This window comes from Actinophytocola xanthii, assembly GCF_001921205.1.
Classification (GTDB): Bacteria; Actinomycetota; Actinomycetes; order Mycobacteriales; family Pseudonocardiaceae; genus Actinophytocola; species Actinophytocola xanthii.
The window spans coordinates 1-745 of sequence record NZ_MSIE01000190.1 but is presented as its reverse complement, the minus strand read 5'-3'; the positions used below and the strand labels follow the sequence as shown (position 1 = coordinate 745).

Below are 745 nucleotides of genomic sequence, written 5' to 3'. Positions count from 1 at the left end.
CATACTGCGAACGAATTAACGACTCACGACACTAGTAGAGCGTCGCGGCTAATTTTTGATCATGGTGTGGTTGGATCTTCGTCGTGTACAAGTCGGGTTTGCCGTTGGTGGCGCTGAGCGCTGATGATCGTGAGTGGTTGACCAGGGTTGTGCGGACCGGGGCTCATCCAGCGCAGGAGGTTCGTCGGGCGCGGATCCTGTTGGAGCTCGATGAGAACCACGGTCGGCCCTCGCCGCGGCGAGAGATCGGGCAGCGGGCGGGTGTCAGTGGTCAGACGATCCTGAATGTCGTGAAGGCCTACGCCGAGTGTGAGGGTGATGTCGGGGCGGTGATCAGGCGTAAGGAGCGCCTGGCACCGCCGGTCGAGCCGAAGGTCACCGGCGAGGTCGAGGCCATTTCTCCAGGCGCGCGGGCTCGTCCTCCTCGTCAGCGGTCACCCGGAGGCGGCGCGGCGCGTCACCGACCGCGTGTACGAGACCATCGCCGACACCAGCTGGCGCATGGGTATCGGCTTGGCGGAGGTGTACGCCGCGTTCGAGTTGCGGCTACAGGGAGACATCGACCACGCAGTTCAGTGGGCGGTTCGGGCAGCTGAGCGGTGCCCGATCGGGCGAACTGTGTTCGGCCCGACGTTCAGCGGCGAGTGGGCGCACTGCGCGGCACTCTGCGGCGATCTCGACACCGCCGCCCGAGTGCTGGTGAGCTTCCCCCCGAACCGTGGAGGACTCCTCTATGCGGCTCGGT

General features: G+C 65.5%; 1 protein-coding gene. It reads left to right on the top strand.

Annotated features, from left to right (window positions below):
- Window positions 1-468: 468 nt before the first annotated feature.
- The coding region (locus tag BU204_RS41810; protein WP_233161077.1) for a hypothetical protein at window positions 469-745 on the top strand (277 nt) is incomplete at its 3' end.